The sequence below is a fragment of the Acinetobacter sp. T_3_1 genome (genome assembly GCF_025377055.1).
GTDB classification, from domain to species: Bacteria; Pseudomonadota; Gammaproteobacteria; order Pseudomonadales; family Moraxellaceae; genus Acinetobacter; species Acinetobacter kookii.
On the sequence record NZ_JACHVD010000004.1, the window covers coordinates 119,318 to 142,733 of the forward strand.

Genomic DNA, 23,416 nt, shown 5'->3' on the forward strand with positions numbered 1-23,416 from the left:
TTGATTTTAACTTCTTAAAAATAATCACATGATTAATGAATGGTAGTCGTTTGTGGGAAATATTTACTGATATATTCTTCACGAATGAGGGGGCGCTCTTCGGGTGTCGCCTTTTGCATACGAATACCTAATTCTCTACGTTCCTGACTGCTCATTTTCTGCCAGGTTTCACGCATTTTTTGTTTTTCTTGCTCTGGAAGCTGGGTAAACCAATCCATACGTTGCTGTAAGGTGGTACTTTGGGCTTCAGGTAATTCTTTCAGCGATTGGTAACGTTGAATGAGTGCACGTTGCTCACTATCGGATAATGTTTCCCAGGTTTCTGCAACTTGAGTATCGGCATCTTTGGAAAAAATCCAAAAACGTTCGAAACCAGCAAAACTGGTTTGTAAAAATCCGAGTGCACAAAAAGCAAATGCTAATTTTTTAGCTGCCATGTGGAACCTTATCCTCACCTAAAACCAGTAACATTTCCAAATCTTCAACCATTTGAGGAGAGAGTTTTGGAGTCACCACCACTTGATTTTGAGGTTTTGTTGACATTTCAAAGGAGTCTGGCAACACCACAAATCCAGCAATGGCTGCAGCAAGAGCAAAACCTGACATTTTCCAAAGACCATAACGGGATGTTTCCCGTGCTTGAATTTCTTCGATCACGTGATTCATCACCACAGGTTTAGCTTGGTGATGTTGTGCGAGCCCATCGAGTTTGGAAGTAACTTGTTTTAAGAAATCATCTTGTTTCATTCGGATGACCCTCCACGATATGGATTCAAATGTGCTAAAGCAGCCCGGAGACCTTGAATAGCACGGTGATAATGAGTTTTTACACTACCTTCACTGCACTGCATGATTTGTGCCGTCGTGTGTGTATCAAAACCTTCCCAGGCACGAAGCATAAAGGCTTGTTGCTGGCGAACTGGAAGCTGAGCGATGGCTTCTTTTATTTCTTCGGCCGTCACGGCTTGATCAAGAAAATCGAATGGACTGGGAGTGTTTTCATCGACAATATCATTCAGCTCAATATCATCATCTAGACTGACCTTCTTGAAAAAAGAAAAAGGTTGCGCCCGACGGGCTTCCTTTCTGCGCCAGTCCTGCAGTTTATGGTTTAAGATGGTATAAAACAGGGGATACCATTCATCGGTCGATTTATCGGCATAAGCTTTGTGCAAGGAAATAAATGCTTCCTGTACCAAATCCATCGCAATGCCTTGTTGACCTTGGGTCGCACTTTCCATCATGACCAGGGCACGTCCAGTCACATCCTGCATAAAAATCTTCAGGCGTTGTTCAGCCGTACTCTTCAAAGTACTTAAATTTTCCGACTGAGACTGTTTCGGTGCTGAATCCATAGAGATGGAAAATCCTGTCATTGGATACCCACCATTATTTCCAATTTCATAATTATATAACGTTGGAAATAATGGTTTGGTTGACAAAAATAATATTATTTTTCTAGTGTAGTCTATTTTTAAACATCCACCAGTGATGTTTAAAATAAAGTAACGAAAGAGCTGTTTATAAACGCTGGCGAACCATCTCGAAGAAACAGACTGAACCGGCGATGGCAACGTTTAACGATTCCTGTCCGCCAGGCTGGGGAATTGAAACCGCCTGTGCATGTGCAAGCGCATATTCAGAAACACCTTGGCCTTCGTTGCCTAAAATCCAGACACAAGCTTGAGTCAAATCTTTCGTATACAAGCTTTCTGATTCATGTGAACTGGTTACGTATACCGGAATCTTGAATTGAGACAAAATATCTTCCAGTGCCACATTTTCATAAGTATGCAAGGAAAAATGTGCGCCCATTCCGGCACGGAGTACCCGTGGCGACCAGAGCGAAGCTGAACCTTTGGTGCAGACAATTTGGCGAATACCAGCGGCGGCGGCAGAGCGGAGTAATGTACCAACATTGCCCGGATCCTGAATATTTTCCAGAATCAAGGTGTCTGCTGTGAAATCGAGTGCATTTCGGGAGCTGGGTAAATCGACGATGGCAAGACAAGCCAGTGTGGTACCGAGCGTACTTAAATCCTTATACAGGGATTCACTAATAACAAAGACTGCACCCTGATATTGCTCGGCAATACGGTCAAAATCGGGATGGCTTAAAGCCTGTTCGGTAGTAAAAATAGATTTGATTTTTCTATCTTCTGCTAACCAGGCCAGACACAAATGGGTACCTTCAAGTACGGTTTGACCTTGTTTTTTACGATAAGAATTTTGCTCAATTAAGCCACGCAAGTGCTTAATTTTAGGATTGTCTTTTGATTCTAGAAAAATAGTCGGCATGGGAGAATAAATCCACGGAAGCAAGTCATGAGGACTTACTTCCGCTATAAAAAATTAATTATGATAGCCAGTTACGAGGTCAACTTCGTTTTTAGAACCAATCACAACAGGAACACGTTGGTGAAGTTCAGTCGGCTGTATGTCCAGAATACGTACACGCCCCGTTGTTGAAGCGCCACCAGCCTGTTCCATCAGCATACTCATAGGGTTGGCTTCATACATTAAGCGCAGACGACCGGCTTTTTTCGGGTCTTTAGTGTCATATGGGTACATAAAGATACCGCTACGGCAAAGAATACGGTGGATATCACCTACCATACACGCCACCCAACGCATGTTGAAGTCTTTTTCACGCGGACCTGTTTTACCTGCAAGCAACTCGTCGATATAACGTTTTACCGGTGCTTCCCAATGACGTTGATTCGATGCATTGATCGCATATTCTTTGGTATCTGCTGCAACCTGAATACTTTCAGAAGTCAGCAAAAATTCTTTAGATTCTGGGTCAAAGGTAAAGAATACCACACCCGCACCTACAGTCAGCGCCATCATGGTGGATGGACCATAAAGAACATAACCTGCTGCGACCTGGTGGGTACCTGCCTGCAAGAAATCTTCTGCCTGTGTTAGCGCATTTTTTGCTGGAAGAATCGAGAAAATAGTCCCGACACACATGTTGATATCAATGTTGCTAGAACCATCAAGAGGATCAAACAATACCAGATACTTGCCGTTTTCTTGAGCTGGAGTGAATTCGTCCAATTCTTCAGAAGCCAGTCCACCCACGTGTGGATGGACTTTTAGGGCATCAATTAAATAATCATTTGAAATAATATCAAGTTTCTTTTGTTCTTCACCCTGAACGTTTTCGTGTTGTGCACTCCCTAAAACACCAGCCAAAGCACCTTTTTGCAATAATTGATCGATGTCTTTACATGTATTGCCAATTGTTTCAATAACTTGAGCCAATTCAGGTGTAAGATTCCCGTTTTGTTGTTGTAAATACTGGGAAAGGGTGAGGTATGACATGACAGGAAAGCTCCAATTAGAAAATGATAAAAAATTATCAAAAGAATATGGGCAGCTATTTTAGATGAGAACGCGGCAAAAGAACAATTAAACTCGACTATTTGTCGCGATTTTACTCTTGTAAGTTCTGTGGAAAATGCTATGTTGGGGTCTATAGGTTATGGAAAACGTGATAGGAGCATAATTATGACAACGCAAAAGTTTGATGCGACTCCAACGCCAAATGAAGCTATGAGTTTAGATGATATTTCTGCCGAAAAAGTGAAAGAAGCGTGGAAAGCATATGAAGCTAAACCTGAATACAAAAAATTCAACAAGCATGATCTGATTGAATCCATGCAGCATCCGCAAGAAGCCTCTCAAGCATCTGAGAAAGCTTAAAAAAAGCGCTCAAGATTGAGCGCTTTTTTATTGGAACCCTTATTTTAATAGAGGGGGAACGGCTTCGTAGTTAATTTCTACGCGGCGGTTTTCTTTCCATGCATTTTCGTCATGACCTGGATTAATCGGCATTTCCTTACCATAGCTCACGGCTTCCAATTGGGTTGCAGCAACACCGTTAGTCAGCAGGAAACTTTCTACAGCTTTGGCACGGCGTTCACCCAAAGCCATGTTGTATTCACGGGTACCACGTTCATCGGTATGACCGGTCAAAGCAACTTTTGAATTGGCATTGGCGACAAGAAATTGGGCATGTGCCTGAAGGGTTTGATAGTCTTCATTTGAAAGTTCACTGCTGTCATAGTCAAAGTGAACCACACGCTTGGCCAAGAACGCCTTGTTCGCAGCAGTGACACCTTTAGATGATGCACCTGCCAGGTTCTGTGCATTTAAGGCTGCATCTTCACTTAGACCTTCAGTACTGACGCTAGTGGCCTCACTCGGATTTTGTCCTGCCTGAATTTCAGCAGCAGGCTTGCGGCTGGCACATCCAGTCATCACCAATGCCGTTGCAAGCACAGGAAGTACCAATAATTGAACTGCTTTCATCTTTATCTCCATGATTATCATTACTTTAGATTAATAAAATTAAATTGTTATTTTGGTGCCCAAGCCGGTTCGCGAACTTCGCCCTGTTCACTTGGCAAGTTCATGCGGAAACGGCCATCCAGTGACATGATGGACAATAAGCCTCGATTTCCTTCACGGGTTGCATAGACCACCATTTGACCATTTGGAGAGAAACTTGGTGACTCATCCAGGCTGGTCGGGGTAAGAATGTTGGTAATACCGGTGTTGATGTCCTGAATGGCAACTTTGTAATTGCTGCCACTTGGACGATGGACCAAAGCAATTTTTTTGCCATCTGCACTTAATGTACCACGGGCATTAAATGCACCCCGGAAGGTCAAACGCTTACTTGTGCTATTGGCAAAATTATAGCTATAAATCTGTGCTGAGCCACCGCGGTCAGAGGTGAAAATAAAGGATTTGCCGTCAGGAGCATAACGCGCTTCGGTATCAATGGCACTGTCACTGGTCATGCGCTGCAGTTCACGCGTATCCAAGTTCATTTGATAGATTTCAGGATTGCCATGCATGGAAGCCGTAAACAACATGTTCTTGCCATCCGGTGAGAAGCTCGGTGCACCATTCAGCCCACGGAAACTGGCCAGCTTTTCACGTTTCCCTGTAGCCAGGTCCTGTACATAAATGGCCGGACGTTTGGTTTCAAATGAAACGTACGCAATTTTTTTCGCGTCTGGGGTCCAGGCCGGTGACAGGATAGGATCGCGGGAAGTCAGAATGGTTTTCGGCTGCTCACCATCGGTATCGGCAATTTGCAGGGTATAGCGCTGTTCCGGGGTGGCAGGGTTACGCAGGACATAGGCAATACGACCGCTAAAATCGCCTGGAATACCGGTTAAAGCCTGATAAATGGCATCACTGATCATGTGGCCGGCTTGACGAATACGTGAAGCAGGTACAGTCAATAATTCATTTAACAGGTATTGCTGTTTTTCTACATCATAGAGCTGATAATGAACTTCAAAACTGCCATTGTCCGTCGTTTTCACTGTTCCGGTCACCACATAGGGAACACCGGCAGATTTCCAGGCTTCTGCATTTGGAGCATTCATGCTTGCTGTTGCAGGAAGATTTTTGGAAGCGCTGGAAAATTTGCCGGAACGGTTCAGGTCGTTTTCGACGATTGGATAAATACTTTGATCATTATTAAATGGAATAATGGCAATTTTTGGCGCTTCTTCAGGGGCTTTGGCAATCTCCAGATGTAACTGAGCATGGGATTGGGTGGCTAATACCGGGCTTAAAGCGGTCAAAATGGTCAGGCAAAGTAGATGTTTACGCGTCATTTCCATCATCTGCTACGTACTCTAAAAGATATAAATTATTGTGAATTTGCTTGTGTCACATAATGGCATGATTTTGAATGATTGAAAGCACATCATGATGACTAAACTGTTATAAGACTGTGAAAAGTGAATAAAATTTTAGCTGTTTTATCAGCTGTCTTAGTTTAAATGCCAAAAAAGCCACATCAAACAAAATTTGATGTGGCTTTTTATACTATTTCGCCGTAAAGCTCGAAGTAAAGGTTCTTGCTTCACGTCGTGCATCTGGATCGGATGGCATAGGATAAGGTGCAGCTGCCCGAACTGCGGCTTCTACGCTGGCTTTCATGTCAGGGTCACTTGAGTTGACAATCACGGATTGAACCGAACCGCTATCACTTAAAGTCACACGGGCAGTGGCTTTTTGACCTGATGAGCCACTTGGAATGTCCCATGCACGTTTGATTTTATTTTCAAAATCACGTTTTGCAGTTGAGGCAATTTTCTTTGCTTCAGCCTTTTTGGTTGCCGCTTCTTCTGCAGCCTGTTTAGCAGCTGATGCCTTGGCTTCTTCCGCGGCACGTTCACGTGCTTCCGCATCTGCTTTCGCCTTTGCAGCGGCATCAGCCTTTGCCTTATTAGCCGCATCTGCCTTGGCTTTTGCAGTGGCCTCAGCTTTGGCTTTATTCGCTGCATCTGCTTTTGCTTTTGCAGCGGCATCGGCTTTGGCTTTATTTGCTGCATCTATTTTAGCCTTGGCAGCAGCGTCAGCCTTAGCTTTATTTGCAGCATCGGTTTTTGCTTTCGCAGCGGCATCTGCCTTGGCTTTATTCGCTGCATCTATTTTAGCTTTAGCAGCGGCTTCAGCGCGCTGTTTATCCGCTTCCGCTTTTCTTAATGCATCCGCTTTTAATTTTTCTGCTTTCGCACGTTCAGCCTGATCTAGTTTACGTTTGGCATCAGCTTCCGCTTTTGCAGCAGCCTCCGCTTTAGCTTGGGCTTTTAATTTATTTGCTTCAGCAACTTTTGCATTTTCAGCAGCCTTTTGTTCAGCTTTTTGTATCGCTTCTGCAGCCGCCTTGGCTTGCTGTGCAGCTTTATCCGTATCAGGTTTTACTTGCGCTGGAGTAGGGGGCGCAACTGGAATCACCGGAGCCGGTTCCACACTTGGTTCAGCCGTTTGGGTAATTTGCTCAGCGACATTTTGGTGGGCTGTTTCATCAAACTCTGTGACTTCACGTGTCATAGGTTTTAAATCTTCAGGTTTAACTAAAACCGTCGTGATTTTTTTGGGAGGCTCAGGTGGTTTACTCATGCCTAAAAAAAGTAAGCCAGTCAGTGCCACCACATGGACACCGATGGTAAATCCAAGCGCAATCGTTTTTTCTTTAGATTGTGGCTTTGTGAAATCTTTCATAAATTATTTTAATGGCTCAGTCAGTAAACCTACTTGAGTTAATCCTGCATCCTGTAAGGCAGACATGAGTTTCATGACTTCACCATAAGGACGAGATTCACTGCCGTTAATCAGTACGCTCATTTGTTTTTTCTGTTCCGACGCTTCATGTTGCGATTCAGTCAGCACAGCTTTTAATTCATCGAGTGTCATCACATCATTATTATGTGATTTATCTTCAAGTTTAATGGTGCCATCCGTTTCAAGCGTGACAATGGCAGGGCGGTCTTCGGCCTGCATGGGCGTGCCATTGGCTTGAGGTAAATCAACTTTTACCCCGGTCGTAATCATGGGGGCCGTGACCATAAAAATTACTAAAAGCACCAGCATGACGTCGATATAAGGGACGACATTCATGTCACTTTTTAACGGTTTTTTAATACGCTCGAAGCGTCCAGAACGTTGAATTGCCATCAGTCATTGTCCTGTGTAGAGCCCACAGTTTGACGTTGTAATAGCGCCACCATTTCTTCGGCAAATAAAGCCCGGTTTGAATAGACTGTTTCCCCTTTAGCAGTGTAATGGTTAAAGGCCAACACGGCTGGAATGGCTGCAAACAGGCCAATTGCGGTTGCAATTAATGCTTCCGCAATACCTGGAGCAACTGTTGCCAGTGTAACCTGATCGACATCTGCCAGACCAATAAAAGCATTCATAATGCCCCAAACCGTACCGAACAGGCCGACATAGGGCGCAACTGAACCAATGCTCGCTAAGGCGCCCAAACCTTGTTCCAGATTGCCCTGGTCACGGCTCAAGCCAACGCGTAAAAGGCGTTCTGTGCCTTCAATGCTTTGCTGGGCCGGCGCATTGCGTTTGTTAAGTTTTAAAAATTCACCCAGGCCCTGATAGAAGATATCTTCCAGACCGACACGTTTGGAATTGAGCTGGGCATTGTTATACAGGGTATTTAATTCGGCGCCCGACCAGAAGATTTTTTGAAAGTGTTGATCTTCGGCCTGGGCTTTTTTATAACTCATATGTAACTTAGCAATCAGATACCAACTATATAGTGATGCCAGAAGGAGCAGCAGCATTACCAGTTGAACGACAGGACTTGCTTGTAAAATAAGATCTGATACGTGTAGCGAAGATTCTAGTTGTGTTGCCATAGTTACAATGTGCCAATAAATTTTTTTAGTCTTGTCCTAACTCTTTCAGAATTAGTGAACGGATTTCCTCAGGAAGTCGTGTTGGACGCATGCCGTCTACACTGATACATGCCAATTCGACTTCACCAGATGCAAGCATGATTTCACCACGATAAATATTCTGTTGCAATACAAATGATGTCGCTTTACACGAAACTACACTCGCGGTAACAGTAATCAGGTCATCCATCAGGATAGGGCGTGCATATTTTACGTTAATTTTATGGACCACAAAGTGATAATCTTTTTGGTGCCAGTAATGTTCAACACCCGCCGCACGTAACCATTCAGTACGGGTACGTTCCATAAAACGAATATGGTTAGCATGATAGACAATGCCACCTGCATCGGTGTCTTCAATATATACACGAATGTTGAATTCGAATTTATTCGCCATGATGGATCCCATTTTTCAATTCAGTTTTATGGTTTTAGCTGTACTTTTAGCAGGTTAAAAAACTGTGAGAAATGACGTTTTTTCTGCCAAGAGTCAAGCTGTGTAACGCATTGCAGTTTATCATTCTGAGATTTGAGTCCAATGGCACAAGGTTTCAAATGAAATCTATTCTGTGTTCAATCGTCAAGACCTTTACATAGATGTAAAAAAAGTGAGCAAAGGATGCTCACTTTTTAAAAAAATGGACTTTATTTTTTTGCAGCTTGCATCTTTTTCCAGTCTGCCTGTACCTGTTCGGCAACTTTTGGATAATCCAAGATAAAGCGCACATGGCTTTCTACCCCGGTTTTTAAGGTCGCATTATCGACGATAAATAACGGGTTATGGTTCGGCGCCGCTTTGGCCATGTCCTGATCGGCAGGTGTTGCGCCTACAAAGACAAACAGGGATGGCATCAGCTGCCCATAATATGAAAAATCTTCGCTGGCACTGGCATTGTTGTCCAGCACATGCAGTTTGTCTTCGCCATTCACATGAGCCAGGGTGGGTTGCATCAGTTTTGTTAAGGTTTTGTCATTGGTGGTCACAGGCGCGTATGGCGCAATTTCCACTTTTGCAGTGACATTATTTGCAGCAGCATTATGTTCTAGCATTTTAGGCAAACTTTTTAAAATGCCCTGGCGGACATCTTCACTGTTAGAACGAATGGTGCCGACCATATTTACCTGATCGGGGATGACATTACCCGTTGTCCCGCCGTGAATGCTGCCAATACTGACTACGCCCATGCCTTTGGTCAAATCTGCATTACGGCTGATCAAACTTTGCATGTTGTTGATCATTTGCGAAGAAGCATAGATTGGATCGCGACCCAGCCAAGGCATGGAGCCATGTACCTGTTTGCCATTCACTTGAATGCGCAAATGATCGGCACTGTTCAGAATCGCGCCATCTTTATACAAGATATTGCCGCTTGGCATACCTGCCATGACGTGCATACCAAAAATCACTTCCGGTTTTGGATTGTCCAATGCCCCATCGGCAATCATTTTACGTGAACCGATTAAATGACCTTGGCTAAAGTTATCGACATCGGCACCGCCTTCTTCAGCCGGCTGGAATACGAATACCACGGTGCCTGCAATTTTATCTTTATTGGCTGCCAGGGCTTTGGCTGCACCCAGTAACATGGCTGTATGCGCATCGTGACCACAACCATGCATGACATGCGTTTCTGCACCCTGATACATGGCTTTGGCTTTGCTGGCATAAGGGAGTCCAGTTTTTTCTTCAATCGGAAGGGCATCCATGTCGGCACGTAAAGCCATCACTGGACCGGGTTTCGCGCCTTTAAGCACCCCAATCACACCTGTTTTGGCATAACCTTTACGCACTTCAATGCCATAAGATTTCAACTCTTTTTGTACCAGCTCAGAAGTTTTGAATTCCATGTTGCCAAGTTCAGGATGTTGATGAATATGTTCCCGCAGCTTAATAGTGTGGGCTTCTACGTTTTTAACGGAATCATCAATCCAGTCAGCAAGGCTGAGTTGGCTACAAAAGAGAAGTGGAAGACAAAGGGAAATCTGCTTGTACATGTTCATATCTTGGGAGAACCTTAAGAGTTTGAAATAGTTAAAGTGACTTTCTAGAATTGCATATTGTTTTAAATTTAATCAAAACCCTCTAAGTATTTGTTTATACTTTAAAAGTATATTAAGTATTAATGTTTGTTCTAAAAGGGCTTTATTCGCTTTTTTACATTGTAAAATTATGTATTTCATGTGAGAGTGAGTTTATAAAATTTGTATATAACACTTACTTTTTGAATCTATGCTTAGCGATTTCATTTGATTCAATCTATGGATGGCGCATTGCATGACGGGTAAATATTAGAGTTTAAAATGAACCGTTTTTTGAAATATCTCATCATTTTCGCTATTGGTTTTGCACTGTGGGATTACTGGCTGAAACCGGATAAAGGTATTTCAGATGCTGCTGATTATCAGTCTACTGGAGCAGTCCATCAGTTTCAGGGGTATCGTATCAACAATCTGGAAGCTTATGCTGGCGAGTTTCGGGTTTTATCCAGAGAAGACTATAGTTTTGGGCGAGAGGCAGAACTCAGTCCGGTTGATTTTGCTTTGGGATGGGGCAGCATGACCAATCCTGCTGTTTATAAGCAGTTGTCGATCAGTCAGAGTAACCGCTGGTATTACTGGCGTTATGAAAATGCACCACCCATTCCAGTCAATGAAATTTCAACGCACAGCGCCAATACGCATTTGATTCCTGCCTCGAAACAGATTGCAAAACAGCTAAAAGAGATTGATCAGGATGATCTGATTTATTTAAAAGGGCAATTGGTTGAAGTCTCGGCTGCTGATGGCTGGAAGTGGCGCAGTTCTTTGAGTCGGGAAGACACGGGGAATGGTGCGTGTGAGCTGATGCTGGTGGAAGAGGTGAGGGTGATTTCTAAATCATAGAGCTTTTATTTTTAGTGGTGCTAGTTTGTTGATCAAACAGCAGCTATATCCTTTGATTTTGTGCTTATAAAAGTTTTAGCATTCGCTTAGATAAATTATAAGATTTCATTGCCACAATTTTTCAATAAAATTGAAATGCATTTGTGTAGGCAAGGTCTTACTTTTGAGAGGCCAAAATGAGGATCTCAAAATATATTTTGAGTCCGCAAGAAAAGCCTTTGTTACCCATACACAACATCCTGAGCCAGTTTTAAGCACTGCTTTAAAATACAGCGTAAGAGATGACTAACGTGTGGCATCCCTGCCACACTCGTGTATCCAAAGCTTGCATAAATTAAGCTATAGGACACTAATAAATCTAAGCTACTTTACTTATCTTTCGGTTCTGGCGGCGTCATTCCAAACTGCAAATACGCCATATTGGTGGCAATACGACCACGTGCTGTACGCATGGTATAACCTTGCTGAATCAAGTAAGGTTCAATCACATCTTCCAATGTGCCTGAATCTTCCGCCATGGCAGCAGCTAAAGCTTCAACCCCGGCAGGACCGCCATCAAAACGTTCCAACAGCATGCTCAAGTAGCGACGGTCTAAAGTGTCCAAACCATCTTTATCGACATTTAGCATGTCCAGTGCACGTTGAGCCATTTCCTGAGTCACTTCACCGGTACCTTTGACTTGGGCATAGTCACGCACACGACGCAGCAGACGGTTGGCAATACGTGGTGTACCACGTGCACGACGGGCAACTTCTTTAGCCCCTTCTTCAGTGATAGGTACATCCATTAAATTCGCCGAACGCGAAACAATATGCGTCAGGTCTGCAACCGAATAGAACTCCAGACGTTGCACAATACCAAAACGGTCACGCAGTGGAGAGGTGAGCAAGCCCGCACGTGTGGTTGCAGCGACCAAGGTAAATGGCGGCAAATCCAGTTTAATGGAACGTGCACCAGGGCCTTCACCAATCATGATGTCGAGCTGGTAATCTTCCATCGCTGGATACAGAATTTCTTCAATTACAGGTGAAAGACGGTGAATTTCATCAATAAAGAGTACATCGCCTTCTTCCAGATTGGTTAGCATGGCAGCCAGATCGCCTGCACGTTCAAGGACCGGGCCTGAAGTCGATTTTAAATTACCGCCCATTTCCCGTGCGATAATATTGGCCAGCGTGGTTTTACCTAAACCCGGTGGGCCAAAAATTAAAGTGTGATCGAGTGCTTCACCACGACCACGGGCTGCGCCAATAAAGATTTCCATTTGCTCACGTACTACCGGCTGACCAATATAGTCTTCCAGGGAAGTGGGGCGAATGGCACGATCAAAATGATCTTCGGGTTTTTCAGAACCACTGATGAGACGGTCTTGCATATCTATTTAACTTAATCTCTTTATTGGAGCTGTTTGATGCTGCATAAAGCACAGCCTCAACTAATGATTTGTGTTTAACTACCATTGTGTAGGCATTGTTTTACTTTTGAAAGATCAAAAGTAACAAAAATCTTTTGTTAGATTGAGGATATATCCTGAGCAAGCTTTAAGCACTGCTTTAAAGCGTAGCGCAAGTCAATCTAACGGCGACATCCATGTCGCCTGCGTGTATCCAAGATTGTTGGACATTTTTATTTATTTATCGACTTTAATGCAGCACGGATAATGTCGCTAGCTTCAGTATAGTCAGCTTTAACGGCATTAATCAGTTTTTGTGCTTCTAAAGGTTTATAACCTAATGACTGTAACGCCGCTTCTGCCTCGGCGACAGCGGAGTTACCACTAAACTGAATTTGCTCTACGGTAGAATTGCTTGGTGTCGTGCCAGCAGACATGGCTTTGAAGCGGTCACGCAGTTCAATCATCAAGCGTTCAGCGGTTTTTTTGCCTACCCCCGGTACTTTAACCAGCGTATTCACATCTTCATGTTCAACAGTATGAATGAGCATTTCTACACTTAAAGTCGACAGAATACCCAGCGCCATTTTAGGACCCACGCCGTTGACTTTCAGCAGGGCACGGAAGATGGTTTTTTCCTGTGCATTCAGGAAGCCATACAGAAGCTGCGCATCTTCACGAACGGCCAGGTGCGTCCATAGGGTAACTTTCTGGCCTTTTTGTAATTGGCAAAATGTTGAAAGCGGGGTGTCGATTTCATAGCCCACGCCATTTACATTTAACAATACTGTCGGTGCTTCTAGAGCCAACACCTCGCCAATAAGACATCCAATCATGTTAATTTATTCACTTATCTATCGTTGGTTGCATAGTAGAGAGCATTTGTCATAAAGGCAAAATGCTCAGGCATAATGGTTTAAATTTAGCAGAAATTCCAGTCAGAATGGCCGCAACATCTTTACATCAAGCCGGCTTTATTGCCCTGTAACTCTTGCGATAGGTTGTAGGCTTGATGGTCTGAGAATTTCGAAATAATGTCCAGCACCTGCATAATATTTTCATAGTGGTTGCTTTGAAAATTGACACCGGCACGTTGCAGCATGGACATCAAGCGCTGTTCTTTAAAGCTTAAAGTCTTATGTGGTGTAGTCAGCGGAATAAAGGCATCCAGAATGTTTTGCAGACTTTGATGGGCGATAATTTCCAGACCCGCCTTTTGCGGATGTTCAAAAATCTTGTCACGCGCCAGGTTTTTTGCCCGTTCAATGCCATGTTCAATATCTTCTGAACAATATTGCAATAAACTGCCTTTCAGTTGACCCGATAAAATTTCAAAGTGATGTTTGGCAAATGCCGTGGTGACTTCATCCACCAGCCGTTTCATCACCCGGCCACGTAAAGCGGCAATTTTTTGCTGCCATGTGGTGGTTGGTATGGACAGTTCTTCGGGCTTGCCATAATCCGAGATTAAGTCGAGAAAAATCGGTTCGACTTCTTCATAGGACAGCATATTTAAAATAATGCCATCTTCCAGATCAATCAGGGCATAACAGATGTCATCGGCGGCTTCCAGTAAATAGGTTAGCGGATGTCGGCAATACTGATATTCACCGAGCTGAATTAAACCGAGCTGTTCAGCAATTTGTTTTAAGATCTCTTTTTCAGACTGGTAACAGCCAAATTTTGCCCGCTGACTGGCCGGACGATCCCCTTGCGAGGCAATGGTTTTAGACAGCCACGGATATTTGAGATAAGCCCCTAATGTGGCAAAGGTCAGGCGCATACCGCCATCATTCGGATGGTAATCAATTTTGGTCAATAAACGTAAGCCTTGAGCATTGCCTTCAAACTGGCGTACATCGGCCTGTTCTTCCGGTGTCAATTTTTCCAGAAAATTGCCATGAGATACATCATCAAACCATTCACGAATGGCGTATTCACCCGCATGCCCAAAAGGGGGATTGCCAATATCATGCGCGAGGCAGGCGGCCTGTATAATGGCACCCACATCGGCAGGGGAAATCCACACAGGGAGTTGATCTTTAATTTTTTCCGCTGCCAGCATGCCCAGTGAACGGCCAATACACGACACTTCTAGCGAATGGGTTAAACGGGTGTGAATGCCATCGTGCTGAGTTAACGGATGCACCTGGGTTTTACGGTTTAGCTGGCGAAAACTTTGTGAAAAGATAATACGGTCATAATCTTTGTGAAATGGGCTACGTGCCTGTTCTGAACTTTGTTTTTTGCTACCAATACGAACTGTCGAAAGCAGTTCCAACCAACGCATTTGTTCCATTTATCATTATTCAGTGAAGACCTGAATTCATCATGCCAAAAAAAAGTCTCACCGACTAGAGCAGGGCGACATGATTTGTCTTTCTAATAAAACAGTCTATAGATGGATTCATGACAAGTTATATGAAGGAGTCGATAGCAGGGTATTTATTGAGATAAAAAATAAGATTCGAATAGCCTACAATAAACTCAATGGCCCATACAGGATTCGGAATAAACTCAAGTTGTTGCGATAATATTTAGAAACAAGATATTCATCGATTAAATCTTCATGAGTTTTAAAATTTTTATCTGAAAAATAAAATATTCTTCCCTGTTCTTGAGTGAATAGATGCCACATTCGTGAATTTCTATCTAGCTGATTTTGCCAATACACAGTAGAATATGCGCTCTCTCTAAGTCACATTGGCGGTAGGGTCAAATAGACCTGCCCGTGGAGCCAAAATCAGCATGTTTATCGTGGCCGGTGCACCAGCACACTCTTCTTTTAAGAAAACTCAACTCTTAAACCGTCTTGCGTCAATGAGTTCTGTTCAATCAATTGAAAGTCAATGGATTTATCTGTTTGATCAAGCGCTCAACGAACAGCAGCATCAATCTGCATTACAATTATTAAATGATGGTGCTTCTTTTGAAGTTCGTCAGGCAGCAAGTGATGAAATTCAGATTCTTGTAACGCCACGTCTAGGCACGATTTCTCCGTGGTCTTCTAAAGCGACTGATATTTTTGCCAACTGTAATACTCCGATACACCGCCTAGAACGCGGTGTTTTGTTTACTTTAAAAGGTATCTCTGAAGTATCCAATGAAGTTATACAGGTTTTACATGACCGTATGACTGAAAGCGTGTTCAATCATATTGATGACGCTGCGGCTTTGTTTGTCGAAACTGCACCAAAACCTTTGAATAGCATTGATATTTTAGGTCAAGGCAAAGACGCATTGGTTAAAGCCAACTCTGAATTTGGTTTTGCCTTGTCAGATGAAGAAATTGATTATTTAACCGCAGCATTTAACAAGCTGGGTCGTAACCCGCACGACATCGAATTGATGATGTTTGCTCAGGCCAACTCTGAGCATTGCCGTCATAAAATCTTTGGTTCTGAATGGACCATTGATGGTGAAAAACAGCCATTGTCATTGTTCCAGATGATTAAAAACACCTATAAAGAATCTCCAACAGACGTATTGTCGGCTTATAAAGACAACGCTTCTGTGATCGTGGGCTTTGACACGCAGCGTTTCTATCCTAAAAAAGACAATGAAACAGGTCACCACGTTTATAAATACAAGAGCCAGGCTGCTCACATCCTGATGAAGGTGGAAACCCACAACCATCCAACCGCGATTGCACCATTTGCCGGTGCTGCGACCGGTTCAGGCGGTGAAATCCGTGATGAAGGTGCAACAGGTCGTGGTGGTAAACCAAAAGCTGGCTTAACCGGTTTCACCGTATCGAACCTGAACATTCCAGGCTTTGAACAGCCTTGGGAAGAAAACTATGGCAAGCCATCACGTATGGCATCTCCACTTCAAATCATGATTGAAGGCCCATTGGGTGGTGCTGCGTTTAACAACGAATTTGGTCGTCCTGCCTTAAATGGTTACTTCCGTACTTTTGAACAAAACGTGAATGGTGAAGTGAAAGGTTTCCACAAGCCAATCATGATTGCTGGCGGTTACGGTAACATCCGTCCTGACCATGTGGAAAAAGATGCGATTCAGCCGGGCGATTTACTCATCGTGCTGGGTGGTCCTGCCATGCTGATCGGCCTGGGAGGCGGTGCAGCATCTTCTGTAGACAGCGGTAAATTGGGTGAAAACCTAGATTTCGCTTCTGTACAACGCGAAAACCCGGAAATGGAACGCCGTTGCCAGGAAGTGATTGATGCCTGCTGGCGCATGGAAGATTTCAACCCGATCGTGTCTGTACATGACGTGGGTGCGGGCGGTATCTCCAATGCCATGCCTGAGCTTGTGAATGATCATGAGTTAGGTGCTGTGCTTGACCTGCGTAAGATTCCATCGCTTGAGCCAGGCATGTCTCCAATGGAAATCTGGTCGAACGAAGCACAGGAACGTTATGTCCTGGCGATTCGTCCAAGTTCTTTAAGCCTGTTTGAATCTCTTTGTGCACGTGAACGTTGCCCGTTTGCAGTATTGGGTGAAGCGACTGAAGCACGTCATTTGACTGTTGAAGATCCATTGTTTGAAAACAAAGCTGTGGATATGCCAATGCAGGTGATGCTTGGCGGTACGCCGCGCATGAGCCGTTCATATGAAACGATTGAACGTAAAGGCGACGACTTCGATGCATCTAAAGTCACTGACCTGAAAGATGCAATTTTCCGCGTTCTGAAAAATCCGACCGTTGCTTCTAAATCGTTCCTGATCACGATTGGTGACCGTTCAATTACCGGTATGGTTGCGCGTGACCAGATGGTTGGTCCTTGGCAAGTGCCTGTAGCAGATGCCGCAGTCACTACAACCAGCCTTGTGGGTTACACAGGTGAAGCGATGGCGATGGGCGAACGTCCACCAGTCGCATTGTTAAATCCAGCGGCTTCTGCACGTTTGGCTGTGGCTGAGTCAATCTCGAACATCATGTCTGCAAAAATTGACCAGATTAGCGATATTAAACTGTCTGCGAACTGGATGGCGGCTGCAGGTCAACCGGGTGAAGACCAGGCTCTATTCGAAGGTGTGAAAGCCATCGGTATGGAAATGTGTCCTGCGCTGGGTATCGCGATTCCAGTCGGTAAAGACTCATTGTCGATGCGTACCACCTGGAATGACGAAGGCGAAGACAAGTCTGTAACCTCTCCAATGTCTGGCGTAATCACCGCATTTGCACCGGTAACCGATGTACGTAAGACATTAACACCTGAACTGAAAAATGAAGATTCAGTACTGGTACGTATCGACTTGTCTAAAGGTCAGTTCCGTTTGGGCGGTTCGATCCTGGCTCAGGTGTATAAAGCGATTGGTTCAGTGACGCCTGATGTAGACAGCTTCGAAGATTTCAAAGCATTCTTTGCATTGGTTCAAGACTGGAACAACCGTGGCTTGATCAAGGCTTATCATGACATCGGTGATGGCGGTTTACTGGCTACTGTTGCAGAAATGATGTTTGCTTCACGTCTGGGTGTAGCGCTTGAAGATCAATCGACTGAGGCTTTATTTGCCGAAGAAATTGGTGCAGTTCTTCAAATCAGCAAATCTGATTGGGCAGAACTTCAAGCAGAAGTTGCAGCATCTAGCTTAAAAGATGCAATTTCTGTAGTAGGTACAGTCAATAACACTGATCAGTTAACTGTAAATGGTCTGGTGCTTGAACGTGCTGACTTGCAAGTGGCTTGGACTGAAGTATCGCATCAAATCCAGCGTCTACGTGACAACGTTGAAACTGCGGATTCTGAGTTTGCTTTAATCACTGACAAGAACCACAAAGGTATTATTGCTCAGCCGACATTTGACCTGAATGAACCGGTTGAAGCTCCGTTTATCAATTCACGTCGTCCAAACATGGTGATTTTGCGTGAACAGGGCGTAAACGGTCATGTTGAAATGGCTGCAGCATTCGACAAAGTGGGCTTCAACACTGTTGACGTGCACATGAGCGACTTGCTTGCTGGCCGCATCAGCCTGGATGACTTTGAAGGTATTGTGGCTTGTGGCGGTTTCTCTTACGGTGACGTAATGGGCGCAGGCGGTGGCTGGGCGAAATCAGTTCTATTTAACCCTAAACTGCGTGACCAGTTCGAGAAATTCTTCCATCGTCAAGAAACCTTCTCTTTGGGTATCTGTAACGGTTGTCAAATGTTGTCTCAATTGGCTCCACTGATTCCGGGTGCAGAAAACTGGCCTCGTTTCCACCGTAACACTTCAGAAGTGTTTGAAGCGCGTGCAGTCAACGTACGTGTTGAAAAATCTCACTCTATTCTGCTAGACGGTATGGAAGGTTCGATTCTTCCAATCGCGGTAGCACATGGTGAAGGTCGTGTGGTTGCAACTGAAGACAAGATTGCTGCGTTAAATGCAGGCAATCAGGTCAGCCTGCGTTATGTAGACAGTCTGGGTAATGCTACACAGCAATATCCATTGAACCCGAACGGTTCACCAGAAGCAATTACCGGTGTAACATCACAAGACGGTCGTGCAACGATTATGATGCCGCACCCTGAACGTAACTTCCGTGCTGTTCAGCATTCCTGGAAACCTGAGGAATGGACTGAAGATGGTGCATGGTTACGCATGTTCCGCAATGCACGTAAGTTCATTGGTTAATCATTTCTAAAATAAAAAAGGGTTGCTAATGCAGCCCTTTTTTATTAATTAAAATAAGTGTTTTAATGAAAATATTTGACCAAATGGAAAAATAATTTAAAATAGTACCGTTAGTAGCGCCACCTTTAGGGTGGCTTTTTGTTTTGTAAGTTTTATTTTTTAATTTTATTTCTCCCGCTGGACTTGGTTTGGATTTTGCTTTTATATTGGTGTGAAGGGGTATTTGTGTGTTTTATGCCCAATCTCGATGCAATATGGAAGAAAGATGGTTCACTAAATACAAGTTCAGGATTGAATCTCTAAGCGAGGTGACACAATGCCAAAAACTGTAATCTATACAAATATTGATAAAGCGACTTTACGTAAGAAAGGCTGGATGTTTTTTATGGCAGTCGTAGGGCTACAAATGTTGTTCTTGATCGGTAATTATTTGCTGCAAAGTTCTTAATTTTTAGATTGAAAAAGCCACCGTGAGGTTAATGCCAGTCAGTTAAGAAACTGACTGGCATTTTCTTTTTAAATTCATGATTGTAGTTGATATATGGAAAAGTCATCCGCAACTGTTTGAGGCCGGACTACATTAAAAAATGATTGTTTCTGCGACAAATTTGCTAGTTGATGGTGGTTGACGAGTTTTGCGGATGACAAATGCCTTTGGTTACTTTGGGCGAAACCAAAGTAACAAATTAACTGCAAATATTTGATTTAAAACGATAAGACTCCGCCATGAATTACTAAAAATTAAGGAGTTTATTTCTAAACTCCTTAACTGATCAGCATTACACCGTGAGGTGGCTTTTTCATTTTGCTTAACTGCCGTTTTGAAGTTCAAGAAAGTGAGGTTTACCCAATTTTTTATATTTAAAGTTAAATTTAATAAAAGAGCTTATGAATTATAAATTGTTCTTAAAATTATCTTTTTGACNCCGTGAGGTGGCTTTTTCATTTTGCTTAACTGCCGTTTTGAAGTTCAAGAAAGTGAGGTTTACCCAATTTTTTATATTTAAAGTTAAATTTAATAAAAGAGCTTATGAATTATAAATTGTTCTTAAAATTATCTTTTTGACAGAATTAGACTATAAAAAACGGCCTCAATCAGCCGTTTTTATTCCTGAAATTTTTATGGTACTAACGGTTCCTGCTGCTTTGGATCAGGCATAGGGGCAGATTCTTCCTCATCATTATAAGGATTTTCCAGTTCCAGTGTCTGATCCAGTTCAGAATCAAAAACATCGGTCAGCATACTGTCGTAGCGCTTGGCATTATAAACAGCAAGTTTCGATGCTTCATCTTCAATGATAAAACCGATTTCTACCGCATCTGCAAGACGTTCATCAAAAGTTAAGCCTCTAAATTTACCTTTAGATTCAGCCTTTTTAAATTTATCCCAAAGAGGTTCTATTTCTAAGAGCATGTTAAAGGTTGATTCCATACGACCAGTCACATCATTTTCCGCAGTGGTGTAAAACACATGTTTTTTCAGTTCACGACGGAAGACATTTTCCTGCATCATGATATCGCCTAACTCACGTTTTAAGCTGTCACTTGGTTTTTTCAAAGGTCGGCCCAACGGGAAACAGATAAATTTGATCAGAGCTGCTGCCATACCTACCGGAAAGTTTTCAAACAGGCCATAGAAAGCCTCCTGAGCGTTGTAAAGAGATTTTTGCAAAGCCAGTTTGGCATGGACTTTTTCAGTTTCAGTTTTCTGGCCGTGTTCATAATATTTAAGAATCGCGGTACTGATAAACAGATTGGCATGAATATCTGCCAGGCGACCCGAAAGCATTTCTTTACGCTTAATATCACCGGCCAGCAGTCCCAGACACATATCGGCAGTCACTGAAAAATCGGCACTTAAACGGTTAACAATCTTGTAATAAGGACGGGTAAATTCATCTACATTTTTGGGGGCATCTGACGAGCCACCGATATAGCCATAGGCAAATGCACGTGCGGTACGGTTAAAGGTATAGCCTAAGTGCTTGAACAGTATATCGTTAAAGCTTTTTAGTGCTGTGTCCTTATCCTTGGCTTGCAGCAGTTGCAATTCCTCAAACAGATAGGGATGGCAGCGCATCGAACCCTGACCAAAGATCATCAGTGAACGACTGAGGATATTGGCACCTTCAACGGTGATGGAAACTGGAATAGCCAGATAATATAGCGCCAGAAAATTACGTGGACCGAGCTGAACCGCACGACCACCGACCACATCCATCCCATGATTGACCACGCGGCGCATGGCTTCGGTGGCATAGTATTTTGCCATGGCTGTCATCACCGCAGGTTTACCGCCTTGATTCAGCCCACAGGTCACCAAGTAACGGAAAGCTTCCAGCATATAGGTATCACTGGCAATCTCGCTGGTGGCTTCCTGTACTCCTTCAAATTTACCCACGGAAATCTTGAATTGCTGGCGGATTTTGGCAAAAGCGCCTACGTTTAGATAGGTCATTTCACTGGCCGCAGTGGATAAGGCAGGCAGGGAAATACCACGACCGACTGCCAGACATTCCATCAGCATGCGCCAGCCTTTGCCAATATTTTCAGCACCGCCAATAATCCAGTCCAGTGGAATAAACACATCCTTGCCATCTACTGTTCCGTTCATAAATGGAGATCCCGGATTGTGCCGTGCACCGACTTTCACCCCTTCATGGCTGGCAGGAATCAGGGCACAGGTAATGCCATAGTCCATCTTGTTTTTATCGCCTAATAATCCATCCGGATCATATAGCTTAAAAGCCAGACCAATCACGGTCGCAATCGGGGCAAGGGTAATCCAGCGTTTGGAAAAATTCATGCGTAGGCCAAGCACTTGCCGGCCATCAAACTCGCCATAACAGACCACGCCAGTATCTGGAATGGCACCGGCATCGGAACCTGCTTCAGGACTGGTGAGGCCAAAACAGGGGATTTCTTCGCCCTTGGCTAAACCCGGTAAGTAACGGTTCTTTTGTTCTTCAGTGCCGTAGTGCAGTAACAGTTCACCTGGTCCCAAAGAGTTGGGTACCATACAACTCACGGCAGCGGTCAATGAGCGAGAGGCAATTTTGCTCATAATCCGGCTTTGCGCAAATGAACTAAAGTCACGGCCACCATATTCTTTGGGAATAATCAGTCCCAAAAAACCATTTTCACGAATGTAGCTCCATACTTCTGGACTTAAATGTTTGTAATGATGATGGATATCCCAGTCATTCAGCATGGCGCATAAGTGTTCTACTTCATGATCTAAAAAAGACTGTTCTTCTTCTGAAAGGGTGGGATAGGGATAACTTTCGAATTTAGACCAGTCCGGTGCGCCCATAAACAGGTCTTTTTCCCACCAGCTGGTACCGGCATCCAAAGCTTCGCGCTCAGTGGTACTCATTGTCGGCATGGCATTTGCCAGCGCTTTATACGCAGGCTTGGTCATCAATGCCATTCGTAATGAATCAATCATCACAATTAAACTGATGAGGATGAGCGGAATACCAAAAATCAGCGACCAGGGACTAATAAATGCAGTGATGACAGCCACAATAATCGTTGTAATAGCACCGGCATTACGGCTTAATCCAAAAAAGAAGATGGCCCATACTGTAAAAAATTGAATAAGCAGACTGATGATGAATAGCATGATTTTTCTCCAGTTGCTTACACCAGTACAAAGTCAGAGAAACAGTAAATGGGATGTGCGATACCTAAACATTGCCTTGGACTGTTTTATTAAAAGACTAGGGGTGTAATGAAAAATATTGTTGTCATGACCGAGATGAAAAGAAAAAATTTAATTCAAAGTATTAGAACTAAACATAGATCGTTTTTTGAACGATGTAAAAGATTGAACTGTCATAGAAATGTCAAGAAAAGTAATAGGCAGTTGTATTTAAAATGGTTTTGATTTTTGAAGCTTTGGTAAGGTCTAAATGAAATCTCATAAAGATTAATTCAGGTTTAAGCGCTAAGATAATCCTGTCTTCATTCTGTTTGTTAATCGCATGCTTAAACTCATTTATTACGTACCTGAATCTCATCTTGAATCAACTAAAATCGCGGTCTTTGAAGCGGGGGCAGGTGGCATTGGCAATTATGAACAATGTGCCTGGCAGGTATTAGGTACAGGACAGTTTAAGCCTATAAAAGGCGCTGATCCTTTTATAGGTGAAGTCGGGGAACTTGAACAGGTAGAAGAATGGCGGGTAGAAACCATTGTGCCGGAAGATCAAGCATCCAATGTGGCAAAAGCACTCAAGGCTAGCCATCCGTATGAAGAGCCGGCTTTTGAGTTTATTCAGATAGTGGATATAAATTATTGATGATGTTTGAGTGGTGAAAGGG

Annotated in this window: 21 protein-coding genes; 5 read left to right on the forward strand and 16 right to left on the reverse strand. The window is 43.5% G+C overall.

The window, feature by feature from the left end:
• Positions 1-32: 32 nt before the first annotated feature.
• The 5 genes from H4I94_RS06860 to H4I94_RS06880 all read right to left on the reverse strand — a co-directional run bounded on the left by H4I94_RS06860 (position 33) and on the right by H4I94_RS06880 (position 3,327).
• A complete protein-coding gene (locus H4I94_RS06860) occupies positions 33-437 on the reverse strand; it encodes a DUF3106 domain-containing protein (protein ID WP_261182507.1) in 405 nt (134 codons plus the stop codon).
• Entirely contained in the window at positions 427-747 is a 321-nt protein-coding gene (locus tag H4I94_RS06865) for a hypothetical protein (protein WP_092818641.1), read from the reverse strand. Before H4I94_RS06865 ends, H4I94_RS06860 begins: the two co-directional genes overlap by 11 nt.
• Positions 744-1,355, reverse strand: a complete 612-nt coding sequence (locus H4I94_RS06870; protein WP_261182589.1) for an RNA polymerase sigma factor — start codon at positions 1,353-1,355, stop codon at positions 744-746. Before H4I94_RS06870 ends, H4I94_RS06865 begins: the two co-directional genes overlap by 4 nt.
• A 166-nt stretch (positions 1,356-1,521) precedes the next feature.
• Complete coding sequence (locus H4I94_RS06875; RefSeq protein ID WP_131273419.1) at positions 1,522-2,298, reverse strand: TrmH family RNA methyltransferase; 777 nt, start codon at positions 2,296-2,298, stop codon at positions 1,522-1,524.
• 54 nt (positions 2,299-2,352) lie between these two features.
• Entirely contained in the window at positions 2,353-3,327 is a 975-nt protein-coding gene (locus H4I94_RS06880) for a class 1 fructose-bisphosphatase (protein ID WP_261182508.1), read from the reverse strand.
• 186 nt (positions 3,328-3,513) lie between these two features.
• On the opposite strand from H4I94_RS06880, the gene H4I94_RS06885 reads away from it, so the two are divergent.
• On the forward strand, positions 3,514-3,708 hold the full coding sequence (locus tag H4I94_RS06885; RefSeq protein WP_086196183.1) for an NF038105 family protein: 195 nt from the start codon (positions 3,514-3,516) through the stop codon (positions 3,706-3,708).
• Between the two features lie 39 nt (positions 3,709-3,747).
• On the opposite strand, the gene pal is transcribed toward H4I94_RS06885, so the two are convergent.
• The 7 genes from pal to H4I94_RS06920 form a co-directional block, all read right to left on the reverse strand.
• Complete coding sequence (gene pal, locus H4I94_RS06890) at positions 3,748-4,317, reverse strand: peptidoglycan-associated lipoprotein Pal (RefSeq protein WP_092818637.1); 570 nt, start codon at positions 4,315-4,317, stop codon at positions 3,748-3,750.
• A gap of 47 nt (positions 4,318-4,364) precedes the next feature.
• Positions 4,365-5,648: a Tol-Pal system beta propeller repeat protein TolB gene (tolB, locus tag H4I94_RS06895; protein ID WP_261182591.1), complete on the reverse strand. Its 1,284-nt coding sequence runs from the start codon at positions 5,646-5,648 to the stop codon at positions 4,365-4,367.
• Positions 5,649-5,856: 208 nt separating this feature from the next.
• Positions 5,857-7,038 (reverse strand): cell envelope integrity protein TolA, encoded by a 1,182-nt coding sequence (gene tolA, locus H4I94_RS06900; protein ID WP_261182509.1) that lies wholly within the window; start codon positions 7,036-7,038, stop codon positions 5,857-5,859.
• Between the two features lie 3 nt (positions 7,039-7,041).
• Positions 7,042-7,491, reverse strand: a complete 450-nt coding sequence (tolR, locus tag H4I94_RS06905; protein ID WP_261182510.1) for a protein TolR — start codon at positions 7,489-7,491, stop codon at positions 7,042-7,044.
• Entirely contained in the window at positions 7,491-8,189 is a 699-nt protein-coding gene (gene tolQ / locus H4I94_RS06910) for a protein TolQ (RefSeq protein WP_261182511.1), read from the reverse strand. Before tolQ ends, tolR begins: the two co-directional genes overlap by 1 nt.
• Positions 8,190-8,214: 25 nt before the next feature.
• On the reverse strand, positions 8,215-8,625 hold the full coding sequence (gene ybgC / locus H4I94_RS06915; protein ID WP_092818632.1) for a tol-pal system-associated acyl-CoA thioesterase: 411 nt from the start codon (positions 8,623-8,625) through the stop codon (positions 8,215-8,217).
• A 248-nt stretch (positions 8,626-8,873) separates the two neighbouring features.
• Positions 8,874-10,223 carry an amidohydrolase gene (locus H4I94_RS06920; protein WP_261182512.1) on the reverse strand — a complete coding sequence of 450 codons (1,350 nt, stop codon included), beginning with the start codon at positions 10,221-10,223 and terminating at the stop codon, positions 8,874-8,876.
• 306 nt (positions 10,224-10,529) lie between these two features.
• Between H4I94_RS06920 and H4I94_RS06925 the strand changes: the two genes are divergently transcribed.
• Positions 10,530-11,111, forward strand: a complete 582-nt coding sequence (locus tag H4I94_RS06925; RefSeq protein ID WP_261182513.1) for a hypothetical protein — start codon at positions 10,530-10,532, stop codon at positions 11,109-11,111.
• Positions 11,112-11,479: 368 nt separating this feature from the next.
• On the opposite strand, the gene ruvB is transcribed toward H4I94_RS06925, so the two are convergent.
• The 3 genes from ruvB to H4I94_RS06940 all read right to left on the reverse strand — a co-directional run bounded on the left by ruvB (position 11,480) and on the right by H4I94_RS06940 (position 14,804).
• Positions 11,480-12,487, reverse strand: a complete 1,008-nt coding sequence (gene ruvB, locus H4I94_RS06930; protein ID WP_092818628.1) for a Holliday junction branch migration DNA helicase RuvB — start codon at positions 12,485-12,487, stop codon at positions 11,480-11,482.
• Positions 12,488-12,738: 251 nt separating this feature from the next.
• Positions 12,739-13,341 (reverse strand): Holliday junction branch migration protein RuvA, encoded by a 603-nt coding sequence (gene ruvA / locus H4I94_RS06935; protein WP_261182515.1) that lies wholly within the window; start codon positions 13,339-13,341, stop codon positions 12,739-12,741.
• Between the two features lie 122 nt (positions 13,342-13,463).
• Positions 13,464-14,804 (reverse strand): deoxyguanosinetriphosphate triphosphohydrolase, encoded by a 1,341-nt coding sequence (locus H4I94_RS06940; protein ID WP_261182516.1) that lies wholly within the window; start codon positions 14,802-14,804, stop codon positions 13,464-13,466.
• Positions 14,805-15,253: 449 nt separating this feature from the next.
• Here H4I94_RS06940 and purL point away from each other — a divergent pair, with 449 nt between their 5' ends.
• Both purL and H4I94_RS06950 read left to right on the forward strand, forming a co-directional pair.
• Positions 15,254-19,090 (forward strand): phosphoribosylformylglycinamidine synthase, encoded by a 3,837-nt coding sequence (gene purL / locus H4I94_RS06945; RefSeq protein ID WP_261182518.1) that lies wholly within the window; start codon positions 15,254-15,256, stop codon positions 19,088-19,090.
• Between the two features lie 316 nt (positions 19,091-19,406).
• The gene (locus H4I94_RS06950) at positions 19,407-19,538 is read left to right on the forward strand and encodes a KGW motif small protein (RefSeq protein ID WP_261182520.1); all 132 of its coding nucleotides are present in this window, start codon (positions 19,407-19,409) and stop codon (positions 19,536-19,538) included.
• Between the two features lie 672 nt (positions 19,539-20,210).
• Here the strand turns inward: H4I94_RS06950 and H4I94_RS06955 are convergent.
• On the reverse strand, positions 20,211-22,715 hold the full coding sequence (locus tag H4I94_RS06955) for an acyl-CoA dehydrogenase (RefSeq protein WP_261182521.1): 2,505 nt from the start codon (positions 22,713-22,715) through the stop codon (positions 20,211-20,213).
• A gap of 361 nt (positions 22,716-23,076) precedes the next feature.
• On the opposite strand from H4I94_RS06955, the gene H4I94_RS06960 reads away from it, so the two are divergent.
• Positions 23,077-23,394 (forward strand): NGG1p interacting factor NIF3, encoded by a 318-nt coding sequence (locus tag H4I94_RS06960; RefSeq protein ID WP_261182522.1) that lies wholly within the window; start codon positions 23,077-23,079, stop codon positions 23,392-23,394.
• Positions 23,395-23,416: the final 22 nt, after the last annotated feature.